At 39.7% G+C, this 26,868-nt stretch carries 24 protein-coding genes and 1 pseudogene; 19 read left to right on the plus strand and 6 right to left on the minus strand.

Translation table 11 applies throughout. From position 1 onward, the window contains the following. Nucleotides 1–490: 490 nt before the first annotated feature. Nucleotides 491–619: a hypothetical protein gene (locus tag NSU19_RS09225; RefSeq protein WP_339199844.1), complete on the minus strand. Its 129-nt coding sequence runs from the start codon at nt 617–619 to the stop codon at nt 491–493. 486 nt (nt 620–1,105) lie between these two features. Between NSU19_RS09225 and NSU19_RS09230 the strand changes: the two genes are divergently transcribed. The 4 genes from NSU19_RS09230 (at nt 1,106) to NSU19_RS09245 (ending at nt 6,322) form a co-directional block, all read left to right on the plus strand. After that, nucleotides 1,106–2,857, plus strand: a complete 1,752-nt coding sequence (locus NSU19_RS09230; protein WP_327848627.1) for a sensor histidine kinase — start codon at nt 1,106–1,108, stop codon at nt 2,855–2,857. Further along, nucleotides 2,854–3,585: a LytTR family DNA-binding domain-containing protein gene (locus tag NSU19_RS09235; protein WP_339199847.1), complete on the plus strand. Its 732-nt coding sequence runs from the start codon at nt 2,854–2,856 to the stop codon at nt 3,583–3,585. Before NSU19_RS09230 ends, NSU19_RS09235 begins: the two co-directional genes overlap by 4 nt. Before the next feature lie 171 nt (nt 3,586–3,756). Further along, nucleotides 3,757–5,550 (plus strand): carbon starvation protein CstA, encoded by a 1,794-nt coding sequence (cstA, locus tag NSU19_RS09240; RefSeq protein ID WP_063389551.1) that lies wholly within the window; start codon nt 3,757–3,759, stop codon nt 5,548–5,550. Between the two features lie 196 nt (nt 5,551–5,746). After that, nucleotides 5,747–6,322 carry a TetR/AcrR family transcriptional regulator gene (locus NSU19_RS09245; protein WP_066246672.1) on the plus strand — a complete coding sequence of 192 codons (576 nt, stop codon included), beginning with the start codon at nt 5,747–5,749 and terminating at the stop codon, nt 6,320–6,322. A 129-nt stretch (nt 6,323–6,451) separates the two neighbouring features. Here the strand turns inward: NSU19_RS09245 and NSU19_RS09250 are convergent, their stop codons facing one another. Next, nucleotides 6,452–7,666 (minus strand): Gfo/Idh/MocA family oxidoreductase, encoded by a 1,215-nt coding sequence (locus tag NSU19_RS09250; protein WP_066246674.1) that lies wholly within the window; start codon nt 7,664–7,666, stop codon nt 6,452–6,454. A gap of 574 nt (nt 7,667–8,240) precedes the next feature. Between NSU19_RS09250 and NSU19_RS09255 the strand changes: the two genes are divergently transcribed. The 3 genes from NSU19_RS09255 to NSU19_RS09265 are packed head-to-tail and all read left to right on the plus strand — an operon-like array spanning nt 8,241 to nt 10,639. Further along, nucleotides 8,241–8,996 carry a prolipoprotein diacylglyceryl transferase family protein gene (locus NSU19_RS09255; protein ID WP_063389548.1) on the plus strand — a complete coding sequence of 252 codons (756 nt, stop codon included), beginning with the start codon at nt 8,241–8,243 and terminating at the stop codon, nt 8,994–8,996. After that, nucleotides 8,986–10,398: a radical SAM protein gene (locus tag NSU19_RS09260; RefSeq protein ID WP_063389547.1), complete on the plus strand. Its 1,413-nt coding sequence runs from the start codon at nt 8,986–8,988 to the stop codon at nt 10,396–10,398. The genes NSU19_RS09255 and NSU19_RS09260 overlap by 11 nt, the downstream gene beginning before the upstream one ends. After that, nucleotides 10,391–10,639 carry a hypothetical protein gene (locus NSU19_RS09265; protein WP_063389546.1) on the plus strand — a complete coding sequence of 83 codons (249 nt, stop codon included), beginning with the start codon at nt 10,391–10,393 and terminating at the stop codon, nt 10,637–10,639. The genes NSU19_RS09260 and NSU19_RS09265 overlap by 8 nt, the downstream gene beginning before the upstream one ends. Nucleotides 10,640–10,765: 126 nt before the next feature. Here the strand turns inward: NSU19_RS09265 and NSU19_RS09270 are convergent, their stop codons facing one another. Further along, nucleotides 10,766–11,317: a hypothetical protein gene (locus tag NSU19_RS09270; RefSeq protein WP_339199850.1), complete on the minus strand. Its 552-nt coding sequence runs from the start codon at nt 11,315–11,317 to the stop codon at nt 10,766–10,768. A gap of 84 nt (nt 11,318–11,401) precedes the next feature. Here NSU19_RS09270 and NSU19_RS09275 point away from each other — a divergent pair, with 84 nt between their 5' ends. Further along, complete coding sequence (locus NSU19_RS09275) at nt 11,402–12,004, plus strand: TetR/AcrR family transcriptional regulator (protein WP_063389544.1); 603 nt, start codon at nt 11,402–11,404, stop codon at nt 12,002–12,004. A 105-nt stretch (nt 12,005–12,109) separates the two neighbouring features. Beyond that, nucleotides 12,110–13,432, plus strand: a complete 1,323-nt coding sequence (locus NSU19_RS09280) for a hypothetical protein (RefSeq protein ID WP_339199852.1) — start codon at nt 12,110–12,112, stop codon at nt 13,430–13,432. A 561-nt stretch (nt 13,433–13,993) separates the two neighbouring features. On the opposite strand, the gene NSU19_RS09285 is transcribed toward NSU19_RS09280, so the two are convergent. Beyond that, complete coding sequence (locus NSU19_RS09285) at nt 13,994–14,701, minus strand: DsbA family oxidoreductase (RefSeq protein WP_339199853.1); 708 nt, start codon at nt 14,699–14,701, stop codon at nt 13,994–13,996. A gap of 387 nt (nt 14,702–15,088) precedes the next feature. Between NSU19_RS09285 and NSU19_RS09290 the strand changes: the two genes are divergently transcribed. The 6 genes from NSU19_RS09290 to NSU19_RS09315 all read left to right on the plus strand — a co-directional run bounded on the left by NSU19_RS09290 (nt 15,089) and on the right by NSU19_RS09315 (nt 20,152). After that, on the plus strand, nt 15,089–15,466 hold the full coding sequence (locus tag NSU19_RS09290) for a hypothetical protein (protein WP_063389541.1): 378 nt from the start codon (nt 15,089–15,091) through the stop codon (nt 15,464–15,466). Nucleotides 15,467–15,473: 7 nt separating this feature from the next. Beyond that, on the plus strand, nt 15,474–15,647 hold the full coding sequence (locus NSU19_RS09295) for a hypothetical protein (RefSeq protein WP_339199855.1): 174 nt from the start codon (nt 15,474–15,476) through the stop codon (nt 15,645–15,647). Next, the gene (locus NSU19_RS09300) at nt 15,601–15,987 is read left to right on the plus strand and encodes an RNA polymerase sigma factor (RefSeq protein ID WP_339199856.1); all 387 of its coding nucleotides are present in this window, start codon (nt 15,601–15,603) and stop codon (nt 15,985–15,987) included. Before NSU19_RS09295 ends, NSU19_RS09300 begins: the two co-directional genes overlap by 47 nt. A gap of 50 nt (nt 15,988–16,037) precedes the next feature. After that, nucleotides 16,038–16,193 carry a hypothetical protein gene (locus tag NSU19_RS09305; protein ID WP_339199857.1) on the plus strand — a complete coding sequence of 52 codons (156 nt, stop codon included), beginning with the start codon at nt 16,038–16,040 and terminating at the stop codon, nt 16,191–16,193. A gap of 384 nt (nt 16,194–16,577) precedes the next feature. After that, nucleotides 16,578–17,030, plus strand: a complete 453-nt coding sequence (locus NSU19_RS09310; protein WP_063389539.1) for a MarR family transcriptional regulator — start codon at nt 16,578–16,580, stop codon at nt 17,028–17,030. After that, nucleotides 17,027–20,152 carry an MMPL family transporter gene (locus NSU19_RS09315; protein ID WP_339199859.1) on the plus strand — a complete coding sequence of 1,042 codons (3,126 nt, stop codon included), beginning with the start codon at nt 17,027–17,029 and terminating at the stop codon, nt 20,150–20,152. The genes NSU19_RS09310 and NSU19_RS09315 overlap by 4 nt, the downstream gene beginning before the upstream one ends. Nucleotides 20,153–20,222: 70 nt before the next feature. Here the strand turns inward: NSU19_RS09315 and NSU19_RS09320 are convergent, their stop codons facing one another. Beyond that, the gene (locus tag NSU19_RS09320; protein ID WP_339199861.1) at nt 20,223–21,644 is read right to left on the minus strand and encodes a LysM peptidoglycan-binding domain-containing protein; all 1,422 of its coding nucleotides are present in this window, start codon (nt 21,642–21,644) and stop codon (nt 20,223–20,225) included. Nucleotides 21,645–22,141: 497 nt separating this feature from the next. Between NSU19_RS09320 and NSU19_RS09325 the strand changes: the two genes are divergently transcribed. Continuing rightward, a complete protein-coding gene (locus NSU19_RS09325) occupies nt 22,142–22,582 on the plus strand; it encodes a DMT family transporter (protein WP_339199862.1) in 441 nt (146 codons plus the stop codon). Nucleotides 22,583–22,849: 267 nt separating this feature from the next. After that, nucleotides 22,850–23,050 (plus strand): cold-shock protein, encoded by a 201-nt coding sequence (locus NSU19_RS09330; protein ID WP_339199864.1) that lies wholly within the window; start codon nt 22,850–22,852, stop codon nt 23,048–23,050. 480 nt (nt 23,051–23,530) lie between these two features. Here the strand turns inward: NSU19_RS09330 and NSU19_RS09335 are convergent, their stop codons facing one another. Further along, nucleotides 23,531–25,627 carry a DNA topoisomerase III gene (locus NSU19_RS09335; protein WP_339199866.1) on the minus strand — a complete coding sequence of 699 codons (2,097 nt, stop codon included), beginning with the start codon at nt 25,625–25,627 and terminating at the stop codon, nt 23,531–23,533. Nucleotides 25,628–25,977: 350 nt separating this feature from the next. Between NSU19_RS09335 and NSU19_RS09340 the strand changes: the two genes are divergently transcribed. Then, nucleotides 25,978–26,220 carry a hypothetical protein gene (locus NSU19_RS09340; RefSeq protein ID WP_339195561.1) on the plus strand — a complete coding sequence of 81 codons (243 nt, stop codon included), beginning with the start codon at nt 25,978–25,980 and terminating at the stop codon, nt 26,218–26,220. Further along, nucleotides 26,186–26,335: pseudogene (locus NSU19_RS09345) on the plus strand (alcohol dehydrogenase); the annotation flags it as partial. The gene NSU19_RS09340 and the pseudogene NSU19_RS09345, both read left to right, overlap by 35 nt. Nucleotides 26,336–26,868: the final 533 nt, after the last annotated feature.

Genomic DNA, 26,868 nt, shown 5'->3' on the forward strand with positions numbered 1-26,868 from the left:
GATAATTTTGAGCGACCTTTTTATTTCAATTAAGATATGCTACGTTTCAAAGAAATAAGTTTTTTGCTGATCCCAATCATTCCTTTCTTCTACTTAGGGTTGCTGTAGGAAAATGCAGATTTAGAACACTAAGTAAATTCCGAAATAAAAAGCCTAATTCTCTCATTTTAAATGATGAGAAATTAGGCTTTTTCCTTAATTAGACAATATAAATTATAATGGACAAACATTAAAGCATAAGTTTTTTTACGAAGAGCACTCGAATAGTTATTATATGACTACAACCGAAATAACTAAAATGACACATTTTTATTATCATTGTATTCTTTAAGTAATTTTTCACATAAATCCTTGCACATTCCTTGAGAATGGTATCTACTCTATAATTCACTTAGGTTTATGAATATTTTATTTTCATTTAATATATTTTTAAAATCTTGATAAGTGCCCTTTCTATTAATTTTCACCTTTCTTTCAGGGAAAAGGCTATTTATTTTATTATTGACTTTGTTATTGATTCTTCACTCTCAGCCACTGGGTTTTGTAATGTTGGAGCAAAAGTCAAAATTGTTTCGATAAAATTTATATCATCTTCATTTAAACCATTTTTTTCATCCATTCACTTACAGTTAAAATCCCCACAAGTATCACTCCTAAAAGAATAAGACATCTGCCATACGAATAGGCCAGCTTACAGCTATTGCAATGTTCTCAGCGGTAGTTTTACTCATTCTATTCTTTTTTAAGTAAACTGGAAGTCTTGTTCTAACCATAGCAGTTGCATCTGAACCAGCGTTTTCAAATTGCGTTAACCAATTTCCGATTTTTACTATTATTTTTAAACGTTCTGGCAGTAGCTGCGTCTATTATGTTAAAATGTCTTGCCGCATCAATTACCGCATCTCCACCAGCTCTAAGTTTCACTATAACACCCATATTATAATGAGTACTGCCTAAAAATCCATTTTGAGAAGCTTAAAATGTAATAGTAATGATAACCATTGTGAACATTAAACTTTATTCAACATCCTTTAATAGGTACAATGAATATTGACACCGCGAGCGAACAAAAGCTGGAATATCGGTGTAAAGGAGTGTGTCTGTCTTGTTTGATTTAATGCCTTTAATGCTGGAGCGAGTGGGAATTTTAGTCATTTTAGCTTTTTTGTTATCAAGGATGAAGGCATTTCGGCGAATGATTCATCATGAGCATGGATTAAGCGAAAAGCTAATGCTGATTGCCGTATTTGGATCTTTTGGCATTATTAGTAATTATACTGGTGTCGAAATTGCTCAAGGCAATATCAGCTCACAAACATGGCAAATAGAAGTGGATGGAGATGCCGCAATTGCCAATACAAGAATTATGGGAGTAGTGATTGGGGGATTGCTTGGCGGTCCATTCGTCGGCATCGGCACTGGTTTAGTAGCAGGACTGCATCGGATGACATTAGGAGGATTTACCGCGTTTGCTTGCGGAGCATCTACTATTTTGGCTGGATTCGTGACCGGTTTCCTTTGGAAGCGTTTTAGAATAAAAGACAATTTTTCACCTTGGAAAGCTGTTTTGACCGGAATTTTTATGGAATGTACTCAAATGGGACTTATTCTCTTACTTGCCCGCCCGTTTGAATCCGCAGTTAAGCTTGTAGAATTAATCGCTCTTCCGATGATTACGATTAACGGATTTGGGACTCTTATTTTTATTTTAATTATTCATTCGATTCTAGTGGAGGAAGAGCGGACGAAGGCTCTTCAAACACATAAATCTTTTTACATCGCGCAGCAGACCTTGCCATTTTTCCGAAAAGGCTTAAATGAGCATTCGTGTAAAAAAGTGGCGGAAATTATTTTAAAATGGACGAAAGCAGATGCCATTTCCATTACTAATCGGGAAATTGTCCTCGCTCATATCGGTGCCGGTTCTGATCATCATAAGCAAGGGCAAACTTTAGTAACAAAGCTGACAAAAAAGGTTTTAGAGCGGGGGAAAATCATTAAAGCAAAATCGAAGGAGGAAATCCAATGCCCAAATTCTGATTGTCCGCTTCAGTCAGCGATTGTTATGCCGCTTCAAGTACACAACCAAACGGTTGGCACGTTAAAGCTTTATTTTTTAGACCCGAGTCTTATGGATAAAGTGGAGCAAGAGCTGGCGGAAGGACTTAGCAAGCTGTTTTCTACCCAATTGGAGCTTGCTGATGCAGAACTGCAGAGAAAACTGCTGAAAGATGCAGAAATTAAAGCTTTGCAGGCGCAAATTAATCCGCATTTCCTGTTCAATTCGTTAAACACGATTTCCAGCTTGATCAGAACTGATGCGGATAAAGCTAGAAAGCTTCTTTTAAAATTAAGCGTGTTCTTCCGAAGTAATTTACAGGGAGCTAGACAATTTGTCATTCCGCTTGAAAAAGAGCTTGAGCATGTTGAAGCGTACTTATCTATTGAGCAGACAAGATTTCCTGATAAATATCATGTAAGTTTTGATATTGACCAAAGCTTAAAGAAAGTAATGGTTCCGCCGTTTACGCTTCAGCCTCTCGTCGAAAACGCCATCAAGCACGCTTTTGCCAATAAGGAGCATGGGAAAGTGTCCATTCGGGCGTATGCAGAAAATGATCAAATGATCTTAATCACCGAAGATAATGGCAGCGGCATTCCTGATCATTTATTGCGCCAATTGGGAAATCAGACCGTTCAATCGAATGATGGAACAGGAACAGCTCTTTGGAATATAAAAAAACGAATAGAAGAAATTTATGGTTCCGCCGGAGCCTTCCATATTAAAAGCGATGAAAATGGAACGAAAGTGACGATTAAGTTTCCATTAGAAATGAAAGGAGAAGTAGCCGTATGATCAAGGCTTTTATCGTGGAGGATGAACCGTTGGCAAGAGACGAACTTATTTACTTGCTTAAAAGGAGCAAGCAGGTAGAGATTGTTGGGGAAGCGGAACAAATGGATGAAGCGATTGAAAAAATCCGCCAGACCGACATGGATGTGATCTTTCTTGATATACAGCTGTCATCTCATGAACAAGGGATTAGACTTGCTGAAAAGCTAATGGAGATTGATCATAGACCTGAGATTGTTTTTGCAACCGCTTATGATGAGTACGCTTTAAAAGCATTTGAGCTGAATGCGGTTGATTACATTTTGAAGCCGTTTGATGAAGAAAGGATATTTCATACAATTGAAAAAATTTCAAAGCGGCTGGAAGCCCGCCAAGAAAAAAGACCTCAATATTTTCAAATGCAGGATGAAAAGATTCCTGTATCATTAGACGACCGCATTCTGCTTATTAACGTGAAAGATATTCTTTATATTGAGTTTTATGACGGAAAAACCATTATCACTTGCCGCGATCAAAAATATGAAGTTAAAGAATCGCTTGTCACTTTTGAAAGAAAGCTGCAGCAAACGCACATCATGCGTGTTCATAGAGCTTATTTAGTCAACTTGAATGAAATAGTTGAAATTCAGCCGTGGTTCAACTCCACGTATCATGTAATCATGAAAAATGGCGATTCGATCCCGGTCAGCAGAACTTATACGAAGGAACTGAAAAAGCGATTGGGCATTTAAAAAAAGCTGAAAGCTTTAAGCAATATTTGTGACAAAATTGTTGCAATTCAATTTAAGAAATTGACGATTTATCCCCGGATTCTTGCATTTTGTTTTGAAAACCGATCATGAAGATGTTTATTTAATACAATGAATGTAAAAAGCAAGAACAAAGGGGAGGTTGCAAAAAAAATGAATGCGATTACAATCGTGATTGCCTCAATGTGTATTTTAATGATCGCCTACCGTCTTTACGGAACATTTATGGCTGTAAAAGTGTTGAAGCTGGATGATTCAAAACCGACACCAGCTCACGAATTAAATGATGGAAAGGATTATGTTCCGACGAATAAATGGGTAAGCTTCGGGCATCACTTTGCCGCTATTGCTGCAGCAGGACCGCTCGTCGGACCGATCCTGGCCGCACAATTTGGATATTTGCCCAGTCTGCTGTGGCTTTTGATTGGTGCCGTAATTGGAGGGGCCGTCCATGATGCAGTCGTTTTATTTGCTTCCATGCGGCAAAAAGGGAAATCATTATCGGAAGTAGCAAAAGAAGAATTAGGTCCGGTAGCCGGCTTTTGTACAGGACTTGCCATGCTGTTTATTATTACCATAACAATGGCTGGTCTTTCCATGGTTGTTCTTCATGCATTGGAAAAAAACCCTTGGGGCACGTTTGCAGTCGGAATCACCATTCCTATTGCAATGGGAGTCGGAATTTTCTATAAGAAAACAGGCAATTTAAAATTAGCTTCAACAGTTGGCTTTATTTTATTAATGATAGGTGTTTTCGCAGGACCTTCCATACAAGAAACAGCTCTTGGGGATTGGTTGACATTCGATACTAAAACTTTGGCGCTTATTTTACCAATCTATGCATTTTTTGCTGCGGCTTTGCCGGTTTGGCTGCTGCTTGCTCCTCGTGATTATTTGAGCAGCTTTATGAAAATCGGTGTGTTCATTGCGCTGATCATTGGTGTTTTTATCATTAATCCTTCTATTGAAATGCCGGCCTTTACAGAATTTATCCACGGCGGAGGGCCGATTTTAGCTGGACCTGTTTGGCCGTTTATATCGATTACAATTGCATGCGGTGCGATTTCAGGATTTCACGCTTTTGTCGGATCGGGTACAACGCCGAAAATGCTTAATAAGTGGAGCGATATAAAAGTTGTCGGCTTTGGAGCCATGTTGGTGGAATGTTTGGTCGGCATCATGGCGCTGATCGCTGCAACAGCTCTTCATCCGGCAGATTATTTTGCGATCAATTCCGCACCGGAAGTATTCCGGACACTTGGAATGGATGTTATTAATTTACCAGCTTTAAGCCAGGAAATAGGTTTAAATTTGGAAGGAAGAACAGGTGGAGCGGTTACACTTGCAGTTGGAATGACTTATATTTTTACTGCGATTCCATGGTTTGAGAATTTGGCTTCGTATTTTTTCCAATTTGTTATAATGTTTGAGGCTGTTTTCATTTTAACTGCGATTGATGCAGGAACACGTGTAGCACGTTATTTAATTCAAGATTTCTTCGGTGAAGTGTATAAACCATTAAAAAAGGTAGACTCCGTTCCGGCTTCCGTATTTGCAAGCGCTTTAGCCTGTTTTATGTGGGGGTACCTGCTTTACTCAGGAGATATTGGATCGGTTTGGGCATTGTTTGGCGTATCGAACCAGCTGATGGCGTCCATCGGACTGATTGTCGGTGCGACAGTCATTTTAAAAATTGCCGATAAACGAAGATATATGCTTACTTGCCTCATTCCGTTAGCTTATTTATTTGCTACAGTAAACTATGCAGGCTACTGGATGACCGTAAATGTTTATTTGAATCCGGAAGCTGCAGGCTACAACGTATTAAACGGAATTTTATCCATCATTATGCTCGTTCTTGGTATTGTCATCTTGGCAACGGCATTGAAAAAATGGATTGAAATATGGAATGATCCGGGCTTTCAAATGGAGGCTAAATCAGCCTGACACAAGGGTAATTGGGCGGCTCATTTGTTGATGCCGCTCTTTATTTGTTTAAGCATCACAACAGCGGTGGCGACAGAGGAGGAGAAATGATCAAACGATGGCAAAATAACTTAATGGAAGTAATGGATCGTAAAAGCAAAATCATGTACAATAACAACTAACTAATTAGTTAGTTGTATAAAAAAGGGTGATTTTTATGGCGAGAAATAAAGGAGAAGAGAGCAAAAAGAAAATATTTCAAGCTGCTGCGGAGCTGTTCGCTCATAAAGGTTTTCATGCTACAAAGATCAGCGATATTGTGGCAAAAGCAGGGCTCACGCAGGCAGCTTTTTATCTTTATTTCAACAGCAAGGAAGAAATTTTCGAACAAATGCTTGAAGATTTTGAAAAGCAGTTAATTCATTTTAGTGATGCAGGAAAAAAAGTGGCTGATATACAACCGGAGCAAGTGAAAGACCATGTCCGTGAGACAATCGCTGACATTCTGAAGTTTCTCGGAAAAAATCCTCACTTAACGAAAGTTGCACTCAGGGAGAACAAAGATGATCGTTTACGAAGCATCATTGTTGAAAAAATAGCAGCAAATATGAGCAACAATCAAAGACTTGGAATTGTTAAAACGGAAATTGACACTCAATTTGCCGGTGAAGCATTTCTCTCAGTGATCGAGCACATTATTGAACGATATGTAATGACAGGAGAAAAAACAGAAAATGAACTTGCGGACCAAGTGTCCCTTTTGTTCTTAGAGGGGATTTTGAATAAAAATTAAAAGGGGAACATGAAAGGTGCTGGAATGACGTTAACATCATTTCGCATTAGTGTATATGTGAAATAAAAAAACGAGATTAGATCAGTCGTTTTCCATTGGATAAAATGCTATTTAAAACCGCTAACCAATTTATTCGGTTAGCGGCTGCTCCGTTTTATTAAACGTTACACGATTTGCCAGTTCTAAGTCTTTCACGGCGTCTTCAGCTGTAACAAATCCTTCCCATCCTTCTTCTTCAATGATTCGGCAAAAATCAAGGAAACGGTCTTGGACCATTGCCTCATACCACAATTGCCGCTGCTCCAATTTGATTGTCCGTTCGTATGAAATGCTGGATAGTGCTTCAAGCGGGAACGATTTATTTTTGAAACAATGAAAGGCTGAAGAGCGTACTTTTTCAACAGCGTTTTCTACCGGTTTTTTCGGTATGCTGTCTAGTATTTGATCGATCAGCTCGCCCTGTTCTTTTGAGATTTTGCCCTCTAAAAATAATTTTTGGGGAATCCATCCTTCAAGTACAATCCGTCCATGAGTGCAATGAATTTCCCATTTTGTCGATTCCGGTGCGTCAGGATCCATCGTAAAGCCGTGGTAATATTGAACAGGAACTAAAGAATATATGTTGTTTTCCGAACTTTTTTCGTCTTGTTGATAAACTGGTTTATGAAGAACGCTTGCCCAAACACGCTGTTTTTCACCGTTTTCCTCCGTCAGAGCAAAACCGTTCGCATCGACCGCTTCTCCGAGTATGTGGCGACCGACCTCAAAAAAATGAACTCCATGTTCAATAAAAATGCCTCCGCTTAGTTGATCATTCCAAAACCAATGGCCATTGGCGACGTGATGAGCCGAGTTGGTGAGACTTGCATGATGCACGAATCCAAGCAGCCGATGGCGGACGATCCATTCAACAGCTTCTACTAGCGGATTGTAACGCAATACAAGGTTCACGGCGAATGCACGCTTTTGTTTTTTTGCATAGTTCGCATTTTCCAAAAGTTCCTTGGCATAAAGGGCACCAGGTTTTTCTAACAAGACATGCTTTCCGTGTGTTAAAGCCAGTCGGCTAAGTGAGGAGTGAAGATGAGGCGGTGTTGCTAAAATGACAATATCGATTTCAGGATCGGCTATAAGGTCGGCTGCCTCATAATATTCTTTTGGCGTTATCGCATTATGTCTCTGTTTTTGAAAAGCAGCCATCACGCTCTCCCGTTTTGTATCCGTCCTTCCTGCGACAGCTGTCAATTGAAATTCAGGCAGCCGTGCAAGCGCACCGGACAAAAAAGTGGCAAAAGCGCCCGCACCTGCGATCCCCACTCGGTAAGTCTTCATCTTGCCAGACATGGTGTTTTCCCCCCTTTACGTTATGGAATTTGACAACTTCATTATAAACGAAAATATAGTCTCGTAAATTTTGAATTGCACAATTAGTAGGATGTATATTTTTCAAAACCGATTCTGTCAAGTGTAAAAAAAGTTTGAAAGATTTGCGTGAATGAGAGCAAGGAAATGACAGGATGATCGTTGAATCAAATCTAGGAAACCTGCTCAAACAACGATTCCTAACAAATAACTTTTAATTATTTATTTGTATGCAAAAGCGATTGCCATCATGATTCAAAGGAAATTCGGGAGTTGCTTCCGGAAAAATCCAATCTGCCTTGATTATAAACATTAGAAAATATAGCTTTCTGCAAATGGACTGATGCAAACAGTTTGGAATCACTTATTGATGCTAAGCTTATTGAACAAAAATCAGCTTTCGAAAATATTTGCCGGCGCTTCCATTAGTTTAGTTGAGACGGGGAAAAAATATAACTGCTGCAACGAAATTTTTTTGTAATGTTTAAAATATTAAAACAATAAATTCATATTTTTTGATATGATGAAAGTAAGGTTTTGCAAAAAGAGGTGTAAAATGGATTTTCCTGTTTATATACATTTGGGTCCTGTTTCGATTCATCCGCATTTATTTTTTGAGACTTTGGCTTATTTTGTCGGTTTCAGAGTTTACTTGCATACGAGAAATAAAGAAAGAATTCCGCTTGATAAGGCGATGTGGGTCGTGATCGGTGCGATAGCCGGGGCTGCGTTAGGATCAAAGCTCCTGTATTGGCTTGAAAATCCTGTTGAAACGCTGAAAAATGTGACGAATCTCAACTATTTAATGGCCGGGAAAACGATCGTCGGTGGATTGCTGGGAGGATTGATCGGAGTTGAAACCGCAAAAAAGCTAATCGGCTGGAAGCGCTCGACAGGCGATGATTTTGTCTTACCGCTTATTATTGGCATGAGCATTGGCAGGATAGGCTGTTTTTTCACCGGCCTCTCAGACCATACGCACGGCACCCCAACGACTTGGGTGACGGGTGTTGATTTTGGAGACGGCGTACCGAGACATCCAACTCAAATATATGAAATTGTCTATTTATGGCTGATCGGTTTTTTCGTTCTATACATAAGAAAAAAGAAAACATCTCCGTGGGAAGGGTTTCTGTTCCAGTTTTTTATGGTTTCCTATTTGCTGTTTCGCTTTTTTATTGATTTTATCAAGCCGACACCTCACCCGTATTTTGGGTTAAACAACATTCAGTTAGCAGCTTTCGTCGGATTGATGTACTATTTGTTCCTTATAAGGAAAAAGAGAAGGGAGAAATTTCAGTATGCCAAATAGACCATACATTTTCTATGAATTAACGAACAGCATTTGTTCGAAATGTTTGCGGAAAACGGAAGCAAAAGTCATATTTGAGAATGATCAAGTTTTTTTAGTAAAACATTGCCGTCATCATGGAAGAGAAAAAGTATTGATCTCAACCGATATCGAATATTACAAAAAATGCCGTGAATTTTTGAAGCGTGCAGAAATGCCGTATCGCTGGAATACCTCCATTCAATACGGGTGCCCGTATGATTGCGGCTTATGTCCGGATCACGAGCAGCACAGCTGCTTGGCATTGGTGGAAGTTACGGATCAGTGCAATTTGCAATGCCCGATCTGTTATGCGGAGTCTTCCCCGAAAAAACAGAAATGGCGCCCACTAGAGGAAATTGAGAAGATGTTTGATGCGATTGTGAAAAATGAGCGGGAACCAGATATCGTTCAAATCAGCGGCGGTGAACCAACGATCCATCCACAGTTTTTCGAGATATTAGAAATGGCGAAATCGAAGCCAATTAAGCATATAATGGTGAATACAAACGGAATTAAAATTGCCCAGGACAAAAAATTTGCTGAAAAGCTGGCTCGCTACATGCCCGGATTTGAAATTTATTTGCAGTTTGACAGTTTTGAAAAAGAGGCGTTAATCGATCTGCGCGGAGTGGATTTGCGAGCAGTCCGAGAGAAGGCAATAGAACATTTAAATGAATACAACATTTCCACAACATTAGTTGTCACGTTAAAAAAGGGTGTAAACGATCAGGAGGTCGGAAAAATCATTAAATACGGTCTTTCGCAGCAGGCAGTCAGGGGAGTCACCTTTCAGCCGGTGCAAATTGCCGGAAGAACAAAAAATTTTAACCCTGCAACTGACCGATTAACGTTGAGCGAAGTTCGCAGCATGATTATCGAGCAATCGGAGGTTTTTCAAGCAGACGATATTATTCCCGTCCCTTGCCATCCTGACTGTTTGGCAATGGGGTATGCGCTGAAGTTAAACGGGGAAGTAAAGCCTCTGACGGGTATGATCGATCCGCATATTCTCCTTGAAGGAGATCAAAATACGATCGTATTTGAACAGGATGAACAATTGAAACATAAAGTTTTTGAGCTATTCAGTTTAAATCATTCTCCCGGCTCTTCCGCGATGTCACTAAAAGATTTATTATGCTGTCTGCCGAAAGTAGCGATACCGGAAAATATCAGCTATAACAATGTGTTTCGTGTAATTATTATGCAATTTTTAGATGCTTATAACTTTGATGTTCGTTCAGTTAAAAAATCCTGTGTTCATATTGTACATCACGACGGCCGCATCATTCCGTTTGACACGTATAACTTGTTTTATAGGGACAGCCTTGAAAACCGGCTGAAAGAAATTCAAACAGAAATGGCGATGACTGCGCATGAATGAGCATACAAAAGACATTTGGAAAGGCATCGGTATTGTGCTTCTTTTACATGGGCTATTGTTGATTTTTCCGATTACGATCTTTTTTATCGGTTTTGTTCAGGTGATTTATATCATTCCAGCAGTGGTGATCGCCTTAATGAAAAGAAAAACAGCGATTGCTCAAGGAATACTGATCGCAGCTGGGATTACGTTTTTAGTGAATACTGCATGTTTCGGAGTGTTTATGATGGGATGGTACTAACGTAAAGAGTTTACAAACATGGCATAAAAAGCTGTAAATAAAACTTGTAGAGAAAAATATTGTCCTTCTCTACAAGCTCTGTAGCGCTAATCTAGGGGAAAATGGTCAAATTATAGGATTGCATTTTTAACTTTCATAATGCCCTTTCGCCTCTTTTTTCGGCCATATTGTATAGCTGAAGCTCCATAAAAAATCGATAAACAGGATGAACGTCCATTTTGCCGAAAATGATAAAAGTGCTTCTGTTTTCTGGAAATCGTTGACAAAAATAACCATGAACAGGAGAAGGGCATTCCCAATAATCCATGCTAGAAGGTGGCGGTACCAGCCTTTCCGTTCATAAGCAGCATGCTGTTTTCCGAATTGAGGCCGTTTATTTGGCCGCTTTCCTCCAGCAAATCGGTAAGCAAACTGTTCATCCGCCCACTGAATCATCCGTTTGCCAAATGCAACCGAAACCCCAATATATACAGCAGACAATCCGTGTACAAAATGAGCTGTTGCGCCGTCTTTCAAATCGAAAACCGTTGCGATGATTAAAACAAGATCGATAAGAGGCGTACACAATAGAAGGAGCGACCCGATTTTTTTCCAGCCTAGAATATATCTGGCGAATAATCCGGCGCCGACAAATATCCAAAACAAAATTTCGCATATGACAATGAGCCAACCGATCATGATTCCACTCCTTTTTAAAACACACGTATTAAATAAAAATTTAACACAAGTGTATTAAAAAAACAACCATGATATAATAAAAATATGCCGAAAAAAGTGGATCACGTAAAACAAAGAGAAAAAATTGCTGTAGCGACATGGAATGTCATTGCGAAAGGCGGGATGGAAAAAGCAACCGTTCGCAATATTGCGAGAGAAGCAGGAGTTTCCGTTGGTTCATTAAGACATTATTTTTCAACTCAAGCAGAATTGCTGTCATTTGCAATGAAATTGGTGTCGGAAAGGGTGAGTCAACGAATTAACGAAATTGATTTTTCTATGCCGCCGCTTGATGCAATGAAAAGGATGATCCGGGAGGTTTTGCCGCTTGAAGATGATACAAAGAAAGAAATGGAGGTATGGTTTGCTTTTACCCAGAAAGCTCTTTCGGAGCCGGAACTTCAGCCTTTAAGCAAAGAAGTATATCTTAAAATGCGTTATGGATTTGAACAGGTCATCAAGACTTTAGTCAAACTTGATCTTGCGCGGCCGAATATCAATGTAGAGCTGGAGGTGGACCGTCTGTATGCGCTGATCGATGGCTTGGCCATTCATGGATTAATGCATCCGGAATATTTATCTAATGAGATGATCGAATCCATTTTGGACAGTCACTTAAAATCTTTGTGCAAACAAGAGGTTTTATAATGGTTTCCGTCGAAACTAAGAATATAAATCAAACAAACTCGCACCCGCAAAAAAATGAAAGTTTAGGAATCCTTTCTAGCTTCTGATATAAAAGGAGGTGGGACAATGGTTCAGCTTTATTACACAGATCAATTCAGTTTTGCACCTATTGTTGCTCTGCAGCAATCATTGAAAGAACATGAGAAAAAACAGTCTATTGTCGAAAAAATATATGAATCCAATCTTGGGGCCCAATCAGAAAAGGACAACATAAAAGATTTGAGGAAGGAAGCGCGGGCACACGGATCTGTTCTGAAAACAATCACGTTAAAAAGGGGGAAGTCAAACGCTCTAATCGTTCCTTGGAAATCAACTAAGTTCTACGCGAAAGCAAGGGGGCGGGCAGGATTTGGGCGTTTTGACCGCCTAGGTGAAAAAATTGATGATCTAGCTTCAGAATATGTTTATTTAAAAAACTGGATTGAAGAAAATTTTTTTGGTGAACAACGAAAAGAGCGGCTCGACAAACTCGATCATTTTTTTCAACAAAGCATCCAACAGTTAGCTGATTCTTTTTCAAAATCAGTTGGCGGCTTTTTTGTGAAGCATGGTCTCCCAGTCGTGAAAGAGGAGATGTATAACGATATTTTAAAAGCTTATGAACAGCGCATCGAACAATATACATCTTTTTTACGCAAGCATGAGGATTATGCCCCAATCGACAGAACGGATGGTGAACAGCTGTTAAGGGGCAGCCATACTTTTAAGTTGGAGGCGCTCCGCCAACAATTTTTACAGAAGGAAAACGCTTTAGAAACCGGCGATCATTATACGATATATGATTTTGAAGCGGCTGGATCCTTTTATCAAGAAGCGGTCCGAACTGAACATGGCTATACGGCTGCAAAAAGCGAAGAACAAATCGGGATTGAACTCGGATTATTAGGGATGAAGCTGGAAGCATTGCTTCATACACCATTGTCTGAAAAAATGCGCGGCAACCTTGAGCATGTATACCATTCATATATCCAAAAAACGATTGAATCATACAACCGCTTCCAGGAGGAAAAGAGGGAAGAAGCATATGTTCGGAGCGAAAGGGCTTATTCCATACTTGATTCGAAAATCATCGATGACATTATTTCAAGCATGAGAAGGCACGCAAAAGAAAAAAATATAGATCATGTCTTTTTGCATATTATACCGTCTGCTTACGTTTCATATGAACAAAAAACAAATGATGCGAATTGGAATGATCTTGTCCGTTATCATTCCTCAAAAAACGACTGGGACATGTTTTTTCAAAATGATTGGTCGGCGCATCATGCGTATTATCCATTTACTTACAATAATCTTATCAACAATTGGAACTCTTTTATAAATAAAACAGAGGGTCTATTGGATATGAAATTTGATCAAGAGGCGGTCATTTTTGAAGCGAGAATTTAATTTATGAAGAAATGGATAATCAAACATTAAATGGAAAAAAGTCCGTTCTTTGAAATCATTTACAATGTTGCGATGGATGAAAAATTCATAAATTTGAAGGGAAAATGGAGATCCACGTCAAATCCCAGTATTTTACCTCTGGGACTTTGACGTGGATTTTTTTATTTCGGGTGCAAGTGTAATAAAATGGAAAGGTCTTTGCATCATTCAAGAAAAAAGGAATAGCAGATCAACAAGAAAAATAGTTAAACGATTCATCACCGTTATGAAGACATAATGAGCGGCCGCACCGCCTAAATTTCATAGTTTGAGGAGTAAAGTAAGAATTGTTCCTCTAAAGAAAACTTGGGAAGGTTAGTCAATGTAACAAAGGATGTATACATTGATAACCTGACGATTCGGTTCTTTTATATGTGTTAACAAACGAATTTAAGTAAATAAATTAAACAAACTTTGCGATGTGAGCAATTGACAGATGTCATGAACTGAAAGAAATGCAAAAGGAGGACACGTCGTTATTGATGACCGTTGTTCCTCCTGCCCATTTGCGGTCAAAACGAATTACATTTCACAGCTCTGATCGTTGCATAGTCCTCCGCCATCAGCTGCCAGTGGTTTGAGCGGCGAAGAAGAGTTTTCTTCATCCCATATTTTTTGAAAGCTTTTCAAAAATACTTCTGTTGGCTGCGCCCCAGAAATGGCATATTTGCGGTTGATGACGAAAAACGGCACACCTCTGACACCGAGACGTGAGGCTTCCTGTTCATCCTTTCTAACTTCCTCTTCCAATTGACCGCTTGAAAGCACTTGCTTGACTTCGTCGCCATCCAAGCCGATTTCTTCTGCGAGTTCAACTAAAACTTGATGGTCACTGATTAATTTCGATTCAGTGAAATAAGCATAAAAGAGCCGTTCGTGCATTTCTCTTCCTTTCCCTTTTTTATCCGCATATTTCGCTAATCGATGGGCATCGAACGTATTTGTTGGCTTCATTTCCTCGAAGCGAAATGTCAATCCGACGGACTCTGCCTGTTTGGCAACATCGTTATTTGCCCGCTTCGCTTCCTCAACGGAAATGCCGTATTTTTGAGCAATGATTTCATGGATGGAAAGATCGTATTCCTTTTTGGCGGTTGGATCAAGCTCAAAGCTGCGGAACACGATTTCCGCTTGCTCCTTGTGCTGAAACAGCTCGAGCGCTTTTTCCATCCGCCGCTTTCCGATATAGCAAAATGGGCAAACATAATCAGACCATATTTCAATTTTCATGTTTTCACCTTCTTTTATCAATCAATCGCACATCCATTGTATCGAATGAAAAGAAACAACTTCAACTTTTTCGACTTGACAGAAAGAAACAGGAAAACTTCATTTTTCATAAAACATTAAAATGATTGAATCTGTTTCGGACCTATGACGTTTGCGAAAAAAGCGTGAGATTTATCTGCAAGAAGATGTAAAATGTTGATCAACGGAATGGAATCGGAGCGTTTCATGTAAAACGGCCAGCGAAACATTAGAACTAACAGCGATTTTGTTAATATTACAGATGAAATCAACCTGAAGCCTTTTTATTAAAAAATTACGGAGAAAAATGAACTTTTTCCTTTCACGATTTGTATAAACAAATGAATGATGGGAAAGGAGATGACAATTATGCCTGTAACCGGCTGGGTAATCAGTTCAATTGTAGGCGGAATCATCGGAACGATTTTCGGTGTTTCGATCGCTTCTTTAAATAAAAAGGTCGTTCGGGATCGATGGGGAAACATCGATTTTAAAAAAACCGATCTTTATTTCTATTGGACCCGTTGGGATACGATTACGGTTATATCCGCAATTTATTCATTTTGCTGCCTCACAGGACTCTTTATCTTTCTAATAAGGGGAGATAACATTAACAGTCCTGTCATTCAATTTTTCCTTCATCAATCGTTTATGTTTACTTTAATGACGTTTCTTTGGTTCATCGGAAGAATCCTGTATGTGTTCAAAGGAATTAAAGAGCGGTGGTCAGATGAATTTAACAGATGAAAAGCTCATGGAAAAATTTCAAAACGGTGATACGGAAGCTTTGAACGAGCTTTATGAACGATATCGAGCACCGCTTTTCCGCTTTATTTACCGTTGTACACTTGACGACCAGCTTAGCATGGATGTCGTTCAAGATGCATTTTTTGAAGCTGCAGCAAAAAAAGCATTACTTTTCCCCTGAAAAAGGTAGGCTGAAGACATATCTTTTTCAAATTGCTTATCATACGATGATCAGCAAAATAAAAATGAGAGCAAGGTGGCACCGTCTTCTTCCGTTTTTATATAAAGAGCCTGTCAACATATCCCGTTCCGATGAAAAAATGGAGGTCGAGCGGATGCTTCAATCGCTTTCAAACGAACAGCGGGCCGTTATCGTATTGTTTTATTATCATGATCTGTCACAAAAGGATATTGCGCGCATCTTAAACATTCCTTTGGGCACGGTGAAATCAAGGCTGCATCAAGCGGTTCAAAAAATGAGGAAAGAATGGGGGATCGAATCTGATGGAAAAGGATCGTGAAATTGATAAATTATTAAAAAAAATATACAGTGGAAATACCGGATTTTCCAATGAAAAAGTCAAAAATGGAGAAGCTTGCTAATTGGCTGTGTGAAAAGGCTTCATTTCCGATTCCTGAAGAACGAATCACCTTTAAAGGGATGGTATGTATTCAGGTTATTCCAATTGTTGTTTCGCTAGCTGTTTCGGTTTGGATGATTTTGTGAACCGATGGATGGGATCATCTTTGCAGGTTGATCCCTTTTTCCATGAATTGCTCGCCGTTTAACTGACACTTGAAACAGGAGCTTCTCAGTTCTATAACGAAAGCATTGAGAGTGCAACGGACAGTCCTGCCTGCTAACTCGTCGAATCTGCTCTTTTACAGTATAAAAGCTTAGCTCACACAACATTTTTCTATGCTAAGAACATATTTTAGAGAATGGAAACTAGCGTTCAGCACGTTAGAGAAGCCTTCATTTATTGGAATGCACCTTTCACGCGTTTGAAGAAGAGGAAGTTTGCCAATTTTCATACAAATTGATTGACAGGTTGATAGTTAAATGATTTAATAGTTAAATAGTTGAACTATTTAAAATAGGGGGCAGACAATGGATCGAAAAAAAATAGATGAATTGATCGAACGGTATATTAAGGTTTCGTTCATTGTGACGAAAAGAGCGGAGGAACTTGTGAAATGTGAAATTGATCCAGATATCACAAACGAACAACACTATCTTTTGCGCTATATCCATCAAAAGGAAAGGTGCACTTCAACAGAACTAGCTAATGTTTTTCGAGTGAACAAAAGCGCGATCACAGCGATGATTAATCGGCTTGTTGAGAAAGGATTTGTTCAGCGAATTCGCGATGAAAAAGACAGGAGGGTCATTTATTTGGCTTTGACTGAAAAAGGGAGCAATTTGTTTGCAAGTACAGAAGAGAGAGTTCATAAAGTTGTAGGATCGTTCATAACAAAATTTTCGGAGGACGAGATCGAATCATTTATTCAAACCTATGAAAAATTGGCAAACGTATTGCTTGAACTGGAGGTTGAGTCATGAGGGCAATCCTGAAAGGAAAATGGTTTGTACTCATTTTATGGCTTGTCGCTGTTATTGGTTTGCTCTTTACATCGCCAAACATGGAGGAGCTTGTGCGCGAAAAAGGGCAAATTACGGTTCCAGAAGGTTATTCCTCTTCGATCGCGAATGACATTTTAAAAGAAATTCAGAGCAAAGAGCATTCAGGAGATCTAATATCAGTCGCCCTTGTGCTGCATAATGAGGACGGGCTGACAAAGGAAGATTGGAAAGAAGCGGAACAAGCTGTAAAACAGCTTGAACAACACAGCGAGAATTTACGGATTACAGAAATTGTTTCGCCTTTTCATCAAGAGGAGTTAAAGGATCAGCTTGTTTCAAAAGATAAAACCACCATCTTGACGTCAATACAAATGGAAAGAGACGGAAGAACGGCAAAAGAAATGACATCCGCTCTTTATAAAGTGATCGATAATATTTCATTAGAGCATTATTATACCGGCAGCTGGATCATCGATGAAGACGTTATTGTCAGCTCGCAGGAAGGAGTGAAAAAAACAGAGGGCATAACAGTCGTGTTTATTTTGATTGTCTTGCTGATCGTTTTCCGCTCGCTTATAGCGCCATTTGTGCCGCTCTTGACAGTCGGCATGACATATTTGGCATCACAGTCAATTGTCGCCTTTTTAGTTGAAATGGTGAATTTTCCATTGTCCACTTTTACGCAAATATTTTTGGTCGCCATTTTGTTCGGGATCGGTACAGACTATTGCATTTTACTGTTAAGCCGCTTTAAAGAGGAGCTTGGCAAACAAGAAAGCCGAACTGAAGCGATTGTAACAACCTATCGCACGGCAGGAAAAACAGTGTTTTTCAGCGGTTTAGCCGTTATGATCGGCTTTGCGGCGATCGGATTGTCATCATTTAAGCTTTATCAATCGGCTGCGGCAGTCGCTGTCGGAGTCGCCATCCTGCTGGTAGCACTTATGACGCTTGTTCCGTTTTTCATGGCTGTGCTTGGCCCGGTGTTGTTTTGGCCAGTTAAAGGAAATCTGGAACATAAACAGAGCAAGCTATGGGACTTTGCAGGACGTTTTTCGTTCACCAGACCGCTTGTTTCTTTAATCATCGTAGGAATCATTACCCTCCCAGTGCTGCTTTCCTATGACGGCAAGCTGTCGTTTAATTCCCTTCAAGAAATCGGGGATGATTACGACTCTGTCAAGGCTTTTAATATTATTTCGAAAAGCTTCAACCCAGGCGAAGCGATGCCGACAAAAATTGTGATCAAAAATGATGATAACATGAATAGGACGGAATATTTTGCTTTAATTGAAAAAATAAGCAGAAGCATCGAAAAAGTTGAAGGTGTCGAGACGGTCCGCTCAGTAACGAGACCGACAGGCGAACAGATCGACCAATTATTTGTGACAGAACAGGCGAAAACGCTGAAAGACGGAATTGGTCAGGGAAATGAAGGGCTTGAACAAATCAGCTCCGGTTTGAATGAAGCGAGCAAAGAGCTTTCTGCATCATCTCCGAAATTAAAACAAGCAACAGACGGTATTGAAGCACTCGTTTCCGGAACAAATGAATTAAAAGCCGGCGTCGGTGATCTTGAAAAAGGGCTTTCGCAAGTTAAACAGGGGATCGAGAGCGGATCGATGGGTGCCGGTGACATAAAGAAAGGGCTTGAGACCGTTCAAAACAATGCGAAAAAGCTGCAATCCGGCGCAGAACAGCTTTTGAAAGGATATGAAACAGCCGGAAGCAGTCTACATTCATTGCTGAAACAATATCAACAGATGGAATCACATCTCGGTCAATTGTCAACACATTTATCCGGCATGAGTGAATCTTTAAACCGCATCGAACAACGACATCAGCAGCTTCAGCAGGATGCTGAGTATCAACAGGTAAAAATGGCAGCTTCCCAGCTTAGTGAACAAGCAAAACAAATGAGAAGCGGATTTCAGCAAATTAACGGAGCGCTTCAGCGAGTGACAAATGGAATAGAGCAGGCGAACCGTTCATATTCTGAATTACTTTCAGGTCAAAAAGCGCTCGTTAATGGAATGGGAGAGCTCATCAACGGGCTTGATCAGCTGCAAAAAGGGTTGAATAAAGCAGCGGTTGGACAGCAAACCATCATTTCAAAATTGCCGGAGCTGTCTAACGGCTTAAGCCAAGTCAACAATGGACAGGAGGAATTGCTGCAAGGTTTTTCACAGCTGGATGGACAAATGAATCAGCTGATTTCAGGCCTTGACAAAAGCGTGGATGGTCTAAAACAAGTAGCCGACGGTCTCGGTTCTGCCGAAAATTACTTATCGGGTCTTTCTTCTTCAAATCAGGAAATGGCAGGCTGGTACATGCCGAAGGAAGTGCTTGAAAGCAAAGAATTTGCGGATGCGAAAGAAGCTTACTTATCGAATGACGGCAAAGTGACAACCATTGATGTTGTTTTCGAGAAAAATCCATATTCAACTTCAGCGATGGATCAGCTTACTGAGGTCAAACAAGCGGTGGAGTTTGCCGTAAAAGACACGAAGCTTGAAAATGCGAAAATTGCCTATGACGGGGTTACTAGCATTTACTCCGACTTGAACGAGATTTCAGCAAACGACTACTCCCGCACAGTTGTATTGATGCTGATAGGGATTGCTCTTATATTAATTGCATTGCTGCGCTCGTTTGTCATGCCGATTTATTTAATTTTATCGCTTATTCTAACGTATTACACATCAATGGCGGTGTCAGAAGTCATTTTCGTTCGCCTTCTTGGATACGACGGTTTGAACTGGGCAGTTCCATTTTTCTCATTTGTCATTTTAATTGCGCTTGGCATAGATTACAGCATCTTCCTTATGAACCGCTTCAACGAATACAGAGATTTGCCTGTCACAGAAGCGATGCTTTCAGCTATGCGTCATATGGGAACGGTCATTATTTCCGCCGCGGTCATTTTAGGCGGAACATTTGCGGCGATGCTTCCGTCCGGTGTGCTGTCGCTGCTCGAAATTGCCACAATTGTTTTAACAGGATTATTTTTATATGCTCTTGTTGTACTGCCGCTATTTGTACCGGTGATGGTCAAAATGTTTGGTAAAGCGAACTGGTGGCCGTTTATGAAAGAGGAATAAGCGAGAAGGGAACATACGCTTTGTGCCTAGGTTCCCTTATTTTCATTTGTGCTATGAGAGACTTCTTCTATCAATGAATTGAACGGAATTTCCGCACTTGAAAATTGTCTTCAAGTAATACCCAATTTTGCGGGAACGGATAGCCAAGTACCCAATAACTAATTCCCCGTAAACCGTAATCCTTTACCGCATCAAATTTTGCCCGGGTGCTGCGCGCGTCTTCAAACCAGACCTCATGCGTACGGCCTTGTTCATCCACATACCGATAAAACGGAGATTGAGATGTTCGATCATACTGTATCACAGCACCGTGTTGAACCGCTCGACGAATCGCTTCTTGCATATCAAATGTTTCTGCTTCCTGACCTTGAACATGGGGAAGGAGCCAGTCACGAGCATATACTTGGAAGCCCATAAAGATTTTATTTCTTGGAATGACGGTTACAGCATAATTTAGCACTTGTTTGATTTGATTAAGCGGGGAGATCGCCTGAGGAGGTCCAAGCCTATAACCCCATTCGTATGTCATTAAAATAACGAAATCTGCAATTCTGCCGTGTGCGGCATAGTCGTGTGCTTCATATAATATTCCTTTTTGTTCTGCGCTCGTTTTAGGGGCGAGCGCGGTCGAAACAAAATATCCTTCTTTATGCAATCGATCAACGGCGCGCTGTAAAAATTGATTATATAACTCACGATCGTCAGGAAATACATTTTCAAAATCAATATTTAATCCACGATAACCTTTTTCTTTCATAGTGTTTATAATGGTGGTCAATAAACGATCTTGCAGTTCCGTATTTGAAAGGATGGCATGAGCCAGCCGTGACCCGGGGTCCCTGAACGTAAAATTTGTTATGCTCATCATTGGTATCACTTGTTCTGTTAAAGCAGCTTGAAGAATCGCTGTGTCGTTTATTGCATCGAGTCCGCCGTCTTCCCGGATGATATAGGCAAATGGAGAAACGTATGTTAAAAAGCTGCCAGCTTCTCGAACTTCTTTGCCTCCTTCTTCACCTGCATGGATTGTATATGCATTTACGTCAATGACTGGTTTTACAAAAGGAATCGTTAATCTTGTCCCCGGATAAAGAAGGTCGGGATTTTGAATTCGATTGGCTTTGGCAATTTCCTGTACGGATATACGGTAAATTTGAGAAATTTGCCATAAATTCTCTCCAGGCTTCACAGTATGGATGCGAGGCGGAATGATTAAAATCATTCCCGGATTAATTTTTGAAGGATCACTAATATGGTTAGCCTGAACAATAGACCCGACGGCAACTCCATATTTTTGGGCAATTTGCCATAATGTTTCCCCTGCTCGGACGATATGTTGACGAAAAGCAATGGGAATCACAAGTGATTGGCCAATCAGTAATCGATTAGGATCGGGCAGACTGTTTGCAGCAATAATTTCTGAAAGACTGATACCGTAGCGTTCAGCTATGTTCCATAAAGTCTCTCCTCTTTGTATAATATGAATGATCATAAGTGCCTCCTTTTTTTGTTTATATATATGTTGAAAATGGTTGATCTAGAAAATGACATGAGAGAAAATAGTTTGCTGAATATAATTTTTTTAAGGTCTTTACATATAACAAGTGTAGTAAATTGTCGTTAATGGATAATTGAACTAATCATCAGGCCGAATATACTTGTAAACGTTGTGCTCTTCATCAAACAAATAGATCGGTCTTCATCTCCTCCTTTACAGCATCATTTTCTGTGGGGGTGCTAGAAAATTATTTAACGGGTTTGATTCTCATCTGAACGGCAGGTTTGCACTTTCAGACAACAAAAATTTATTGATAAATTCTGTTGTCTTTCATCATTTTAAGAGCTTTTACAAAAGCGCCGTTTTTTTAAGTCTCTTCTTTTTTTACAAAATGAAAATTTTAGAAAATCAACTTTTTTACTTAAGAACGTTTTTACGTAAAGGAGTTCAAGCGGCTAGAAGAGAAATTATATTTCTGGGGAGGGTTCAGGATGAAATGGATTTACATTTTTTTAGCGATACTGGGAGGGATGATGATAGGAATACAGTCGCCGATTAACGGAAGTCTAGGCAAAAAAATCGGTGCTGTTGAAGGAGCATTTGTCTCTTTTTTTGTTGGAACAATGGTTTTAGCGTTCCTTGTTTTATTTTTTGGAAAGGGCCACATTACCGATTTGTTTCAAGTTCCAAAATGGAATTTGCTTGGGGGATTTTTAGGCGCGATGTTCGTCACGTTTACCATTATTTCTGTTCCGAAGGTTGGGGTGGCCGTAACGCTCCTTGCAGGAATCGTCGGTCAAATGGCCATCAGCGTCATCATTGATCATTTTGGATTATTTGGAATGCCGAAAAATCGAATAGACATAAACCGCCTGATTGGGATCGGGCTAATGCTGACAGCTCTGTTCTTTCTTTACCGCGGCAGTGAATGAGATTTGTTTTTAGGGGAAAGCAGCGCATAACATAAAGTATCACCCTTAAAGAGTCAAGAACATTCTTACATTTTCTTGACTCTTTATGTTTGATTGGTTATAATGAATTAGCCATTTAGTTCGTTTTATCATGGATCCATTATAAGTCGTACCTCATATTGAAATGCAGGCGATCTTATATGGTCTGCATTTCTCATGAGTGTGCGGCTTTTTTTTCTTATGAAAAACAAACAATGAATGGTAAAATCTTTTTTTGGAGGAAAAAGCATGAACACAGGTAAGGTAAAATGGTTTAACAGTGAAAAAGGGTTTGGATTTATTGAAGTCGATGGTGGAGACGATGTGTTTGTTCATTTTTCGGCGATTCAAAGCGATGGTTTTAAAACGTTAGAAGAAGGGCAAACTGTTAAATTTGAAATTGTCGAAGGCCAACGCGGACCTCAAGCGGCAAACGTACAAAAAAACTAATCCTTTCAAAGTGGCGCCTTATTTAGGTGCCGCTTTTTTTTAGAAATTTATAAACATCTCGACTTGAGGATTACTGTTCGATAAAGACCCTGCAGCATGTGTATAAACATTCTTGATTTTTAAATATATTGGGGAGGTCGAAAGAGGGGAGACCATTTTCGAATATATGTGGTTGACTGTTTTGAGCTTTTTAGAAATGCAGGGGGGAACAAATAGTACATAACGTTTTAATTCGCGTGTAGTTAACGAATGATAAGGAGCTGTCCAGAAAGTGGAGTCCATTATAATCATAAACATCGATATGAACGTTTCTAAATATTAAAGGGGTTTGTCTATAAGCCGAAAAAATGACTTATTTGACAAATCCCTTTTAAAATTTGAAACAAACTGCATACCATTCCAGATTCGTCGTGACACCGTTTTTTAAATAGAAACAAGCTAACTTTTTGTCGTAAACGCAGCATCCGGAAGCTTTTTTATTTATTGCTGTTTTTCTTCCAACACCTGTTTTAACAAATCACCTAAACTTGTGCCAAAAGAATCGCTTTTCGGGCTGTATTTTTGAATTAAAGCCCGATCTTTGCGGTTATTGACTGCTGTTTTCTTTTCTTCCGCTTTTTCAACCACATTGCAGCGGCGGCATTGGAAGTAAACACCGGCTTTGCCGTTATGGATTTCCATTCGTTTTTTGCATTGTGGACAGCGCCGGTTGGACAGCTTCGGATCTTTTCGTTTGCTATAGCGGCATTCCATGTTCGAACATGCTAATAAACGTCCTTCTTTTGTAGAACGTATTTTTAAAAAGGAGCCGCATTCCGGGCACATGGAGCCGGTTAAATTGTGTGCTTTGTAGCTTCTATCGCTATTTTTTATTTCATTAACGAGCCGTTTCGTTTGCTTGCGAATGTTGTTTAGGAAAAATTCAGGATTTCCTTTTCCCCGTGCGATCGCTTCAAGCTCTTTTTCCCAGCGCGCTGTCAGTTCAGGTGATTTTAGTTCATCATTGACAAGTTCAATCAGTTGTTTACCTTTTTTCGTTGGGTAGAACCTTCCGTTTTTTCGCTCAACCGCTTCTGTTTCGATAAGTCTTTCAATAATATCCGCCCTAGTTGCAGGAGTGCCGAGTCCGAACTTTTCCATCTGCGTAAGAATGTCCGCCTCTGAATAGCGAAGAGGAGGTTCTTCCAATTTTTCTTCTATTTCTACTTGATGAACAGCAAAAGATTGTCCTTTAACTAAAGCAGGGATGTTTCTGTTTTCCGGCTCATCCTGCTGCTTCCCTAAAACGGTTTTAAATCCATTATTCAATACAATTGTCTCTTTTGCAGTGAGTGTTTCTCCGTTCACATCAAAAACCGCATGGACGGTTTCATATTCGTAAGCAGGATAAAACAGCGCCAAAAACCGGCGGGCAATCAAATCATACAGCTTCCTTTCATCAGTGGAAAGCTGGCTCATATTTAGCGGTTCCTCAGTCGGGATAATGGCATGATGATCGGTCACTTTTTCATTATTGAACACCCGTTTTGATAAAATTTTTCCTTTGTTGGAAAGGAGAGGACGGATTTCGTCTTTATAGCCGGAAGCCATTGCCTGAAGCCTGTCAAACATTGTCGATTCCATATCCGCAGTTAAATAACGGGAGTCTGTCCGCGGGTATGTGACAAGCTTATAATGCTCATAAAGCTTTTGAAGTATCGTTAACGTTTTCTTTGCGGAAAATCCGAAACGCTTGTTGGCATCCCGCTGCAGCTCGGTTAGGTCGTATGGAAGCGGCTGATTTTCTTTCTTTTGCTTGCGCTCCACTTTGATGACTGTACCTTTTTTACCATTCAAGTTTGCCAATAGATGTTCAGCCGTTTCTTTGGAAAAAATTCTTTTTTCGCCGTTTCGCTCCCAGATGGTATGAATGGAACCGATTTTTGCATGAATCGTCCAATACGGCTTCGGTACAAATTTTTGAATTTCTGTTTCCCTTTTCATGATCATGGCAAGGGTTGGGGTCTGCACGCGCCCTGCCGAAAGCGGGTCATTATATTTCGTCGTCAAAGCTCTTGTCACATTTAAGCCGATGAGCCAATCTGCCTCAGCACGGCAAACAGCAGACTGATATAATGCTTCAAATTGTTTCCCAGGTTTTAAATGCTTGAAACCGTCACGAATGGCTTTATCGGTCTGAGATGAAATCCATAGGCGCAAAATCGGCTTTTTCCAGTTCAGCTTTTTTAAAATCCATCTTGCAACGAGTTCGCCTTCACGTCCGGCGTCTGTTGCGATAATGCAATCTTTAATGTCCGTTCGTTTCGCCAACAGTTCTATGCCTTTATAATGCCGGCTCGTTTGTCTAATTACTTTTAACCCCATTTTTTCTGGGATAATTGGCAAATCTTCCAGCCGCCATGTTTTATATTTTGGATCGTAATGTTCCGGCATCTTCAATTCAATTAAATGACCGAGCGCCCACGTTACGATATACTTGCTTCCTTCAAAGTGAAATTTATGCTCTTTTTTGCAGCCAAGCACACGGGCTATCTCACGTGCAACGCTCGGCTTTTCAGCTAAAACGAGAGATTTCATATAATGCTCCTTTCTTTCAATCAACAACGTTTTAAGTATAACGGAAAGGAGGGAGGTTTGCATTAGTTGAATGAAAAAGCATAATATGTTTCAGTTTTATATCTCTTAAGGCAATGAATTCTTGTAAAGGTTGTACTATGGGATGATTGACTGTTCACATACAGAGGATGCATGTTCAAATTTAGTTCTTTCGTATTACCTCAAGAAATCAATCACACTCCATTTAGGAACATGTTCGTTTCTTAAAATCAGCAGAGACAAGGAGAAAGCTGGCAATTTTGAAAATTAACAAAAATAAAAGACGAAATATTTTAAAATCTGTTACAATATAGGTAAAAAGGGATGGATTTGTGGAAGCTTGGCAATTTGATAAAAAAAGGTATATATGGTTGTCCTTATTAGTGCTGGTGCTTTGTTCCAATTTTCTAATATATAGGTCGCCTTTGTCGATTATGGTATTGCCTGAGGAAATGGGATGGGTCATCCTAGGCACTTTAATGGATTTGGCAATCGTTGTTCCGCTTTTAATGGCAGTAATATATAAAAAGAATTTTTCAGTTGCTGCTAAAGACGGTGCAGTCAGGAAAAATTAAACCGGAACAGTTAGTCACTCATCGTTTTTCGCTGGACCAGATTTTGCAGGCATACGAAGTATTTCGCAATGCGGCTAAAGAAAAAGCGATGAAAGTCATTTTATCCAATGATTAACCTTTAAAAATCTTGATGTAAGTGAAGCATTGTTCTTAAAAAGTAAACCATTTTATTGTAACCCCGTCCTAAACTTAGAACGGGGTTATGTGTGTTGGATGGATGCTTAAACCTATCTGTTCATTTTTCATATAAACTGTAAAATTTAAGAAAGCAAAAACGTGCCAGCTGCTGTATGTTTACAAGACTTGAAAATAAATTAGGCGTATTTTATTCGAAAGCTAAGTCAACGATTCGGTGGGGGAGAGAAGCTATTTCACGGAGTTCGTTCATTTTGGAAAGGCTTTTTTCAACTTCTGCTTCTTTTTTTATAGCATTGCCGTCATTTTAAGTTATGAGTGTTTGTGATCTGCGCGCTTTGCGAATCCTCATGGAACATAGAATAAATCATAATAGTCTAGAGTCTGATATTGATTTCAAGATTATTATCTGTTTTGGAGGCTCGTTTTTACTATTGGTTTTAAACACTCAAGACTTTTCAGTCCCGAATGCTTTCACTTGATTAATGAAAAGATTAGGTTAATAATTGAGGT

The sequence above is a fragment of the Aeribacillus sp. FSL k6-2211 genome, from assembly GCF_037966125.1.
GTDB classification, from domain to species: domain Bacteria; phylum Bacillota; class Bacilli; order Bacillales; family Aeribacillaceae; genus Aeribacillus; species Aeribacillus composti.

Excerpts from the sequence above, each read along its gene's own strand:
- NSU19_RS09225 (WP_339199844.1), bottom strand. The coding sequence starts at position 619 with ATGGATGAAAAAAATGGTTTAAATGAAGATGATATAAATTTTATCGAA.
- NSU19_RS09235 (WP_339199847.1), top strand. The coding sequence starts at position 2,854 with ATGATCAAGGCTTTTATCGTGGAGGATGAACCGTTGGCAAGAGACGAA.
- cstA (WP_063389551.1), top strand. The coding sequence starts at position 3,757 with ATGAATGCGATTACAATCGTGATTGCCTCAATGTGTATTTTAATGATC.
- NSU19_RS09245 (WP_066246672.1), top strand. The coding sequence starts at position 5,747 with ATGGCGAGAAATAAAGGAGAAGAGAGCAAAAAGAAAATATTTCAAGCT.
- NSU19_RS09250 (WP_066246674.1), bottom strand. The coding sequence starts at position 7,666 with ATGTCTGGCAAGATGAAGACTTACCGAGTGGGGATCGCAGGTGCGGGC.
- NSU19_RS09255 (WP_063389548.1), top strand. The coding sequence starts at position 8,241 with ATGGATTTTCCTGTTTATATACATTTGGGTCCTGTTTCGATTCATCCG.
- NSU19_RS09260 (WP_063389547.1), top strand. The coding sequence starts at position 8,986 with ATGCCAAATAGACCATACATTTTCTATGAATTAACGAACAGCATTTGT.
- NSU19_RS09265 (WP_063389546.1), top strand. The coding sequence starts at position 10,391 with ATGAATGAGCATACAAAAGACATTTGGAAAGGCATCGGTATTGTGCTT.
- NSU19_RS09270 (WP_339199850.1), bottom strand. The coding sequence starts at position 11,317 with ATGATCGGTTGGCTCATTGTCATATGCGAAATTTTGTTTTGGATATTT.
- NSU19_RS09275 (WP_063389544.1), top strand. The coding sequence starts at position 11,402 with ATGCCGAAAAAAGTGGATCACGTAAAACAAAGAGAAAAAATTGCTGTA.
- NSU19_RS09280 (WP_339199852.1), top strand. The coding sequence starts at position 12,110 with ATGGTTCAGCTTTATTACACAGATCAATTCAGTTTTGCACCTATTGTT.
- NSU19_RS09285 (WP_339199853.1), bottom strand. The coding sequence starts at position 14,701 with ATGAAAATTGAAATATGGTCTGATTATGTTTGCCCATTTTGCTATATC.
- NSU19_RS09290 (WP_063389541.1), top strand. The coding sequence starts at position 15,089 with ATGCCTGTAACCGGCTGGGTAATCAGTTCAATTGTAGGCGGAATCATC.
- NSU19_RS09295 (WP_339199855.1), top strand. The coding sequence starts at position 15,474 with ATGGAAAAATTTCAAAACGGTGATACGGAAGCTTTGAACGAGCTTTAT.
- NSU19_RS09300 (WP_339199856.1), top strand. The coding sequence starts at position 15,601 with ATGCATTTTTTGAAGCTGCAGCAAAAAAAGCATTACTTTTCCCCTGAA.
- NSU19_RS09305 (WP_339199857.1), top strand. The coding sequence starts at position 16,038 with ATGAAAAAGTCAAAAATGGAGAAGCTTGCTAATTGGCTGTGTGAAAAG.
- NSU19_RS09310 (WP_063389539.1), top strand. The coding sequence starts at position 16,578 with ATGGATCGAAAAAAAATAGATGAATTGATCGAACGGTATATTAAGGTT.
- NSU19_RS09315 (WP_339199859.1), top strand. The coding sequence starts at position 17,027 with ATGAGGGCAATCCTGAAAGGAAAATGGTTTGTACTCATTTTATGGCTT.
- NSU19_RS09320 (WP_339199861.1), bottom strand. The coding sequence starts at position 21,644 with ATGATCATTCATATTATACAAAGAGGAGAGACTTTATGGAACATAGCT.
- NSU19_RS09325 (WP_339199862.1), top strand. The coding sequence starts at position 22,142 with ATGAAATGGATTTACATTTTTTTAGCGATACTGGGAGGGATGATGATA.
- NSU19_RS09330 (WP_339199864.1), top strand. The coding sequence starts at position 22,850 with ATGAACACAGGTAAGGTAAAATGGTTTAACAGTGAAAAAGGGTTTGGA.
- NSU19_RS09335 (WP_339199866.1), bottom strand. The coding sequence starts at position 25,627 with ATGAAATCTCTCGTTTTAGCTGAAAAGCCGAGCGTTGCACGTGAGATA.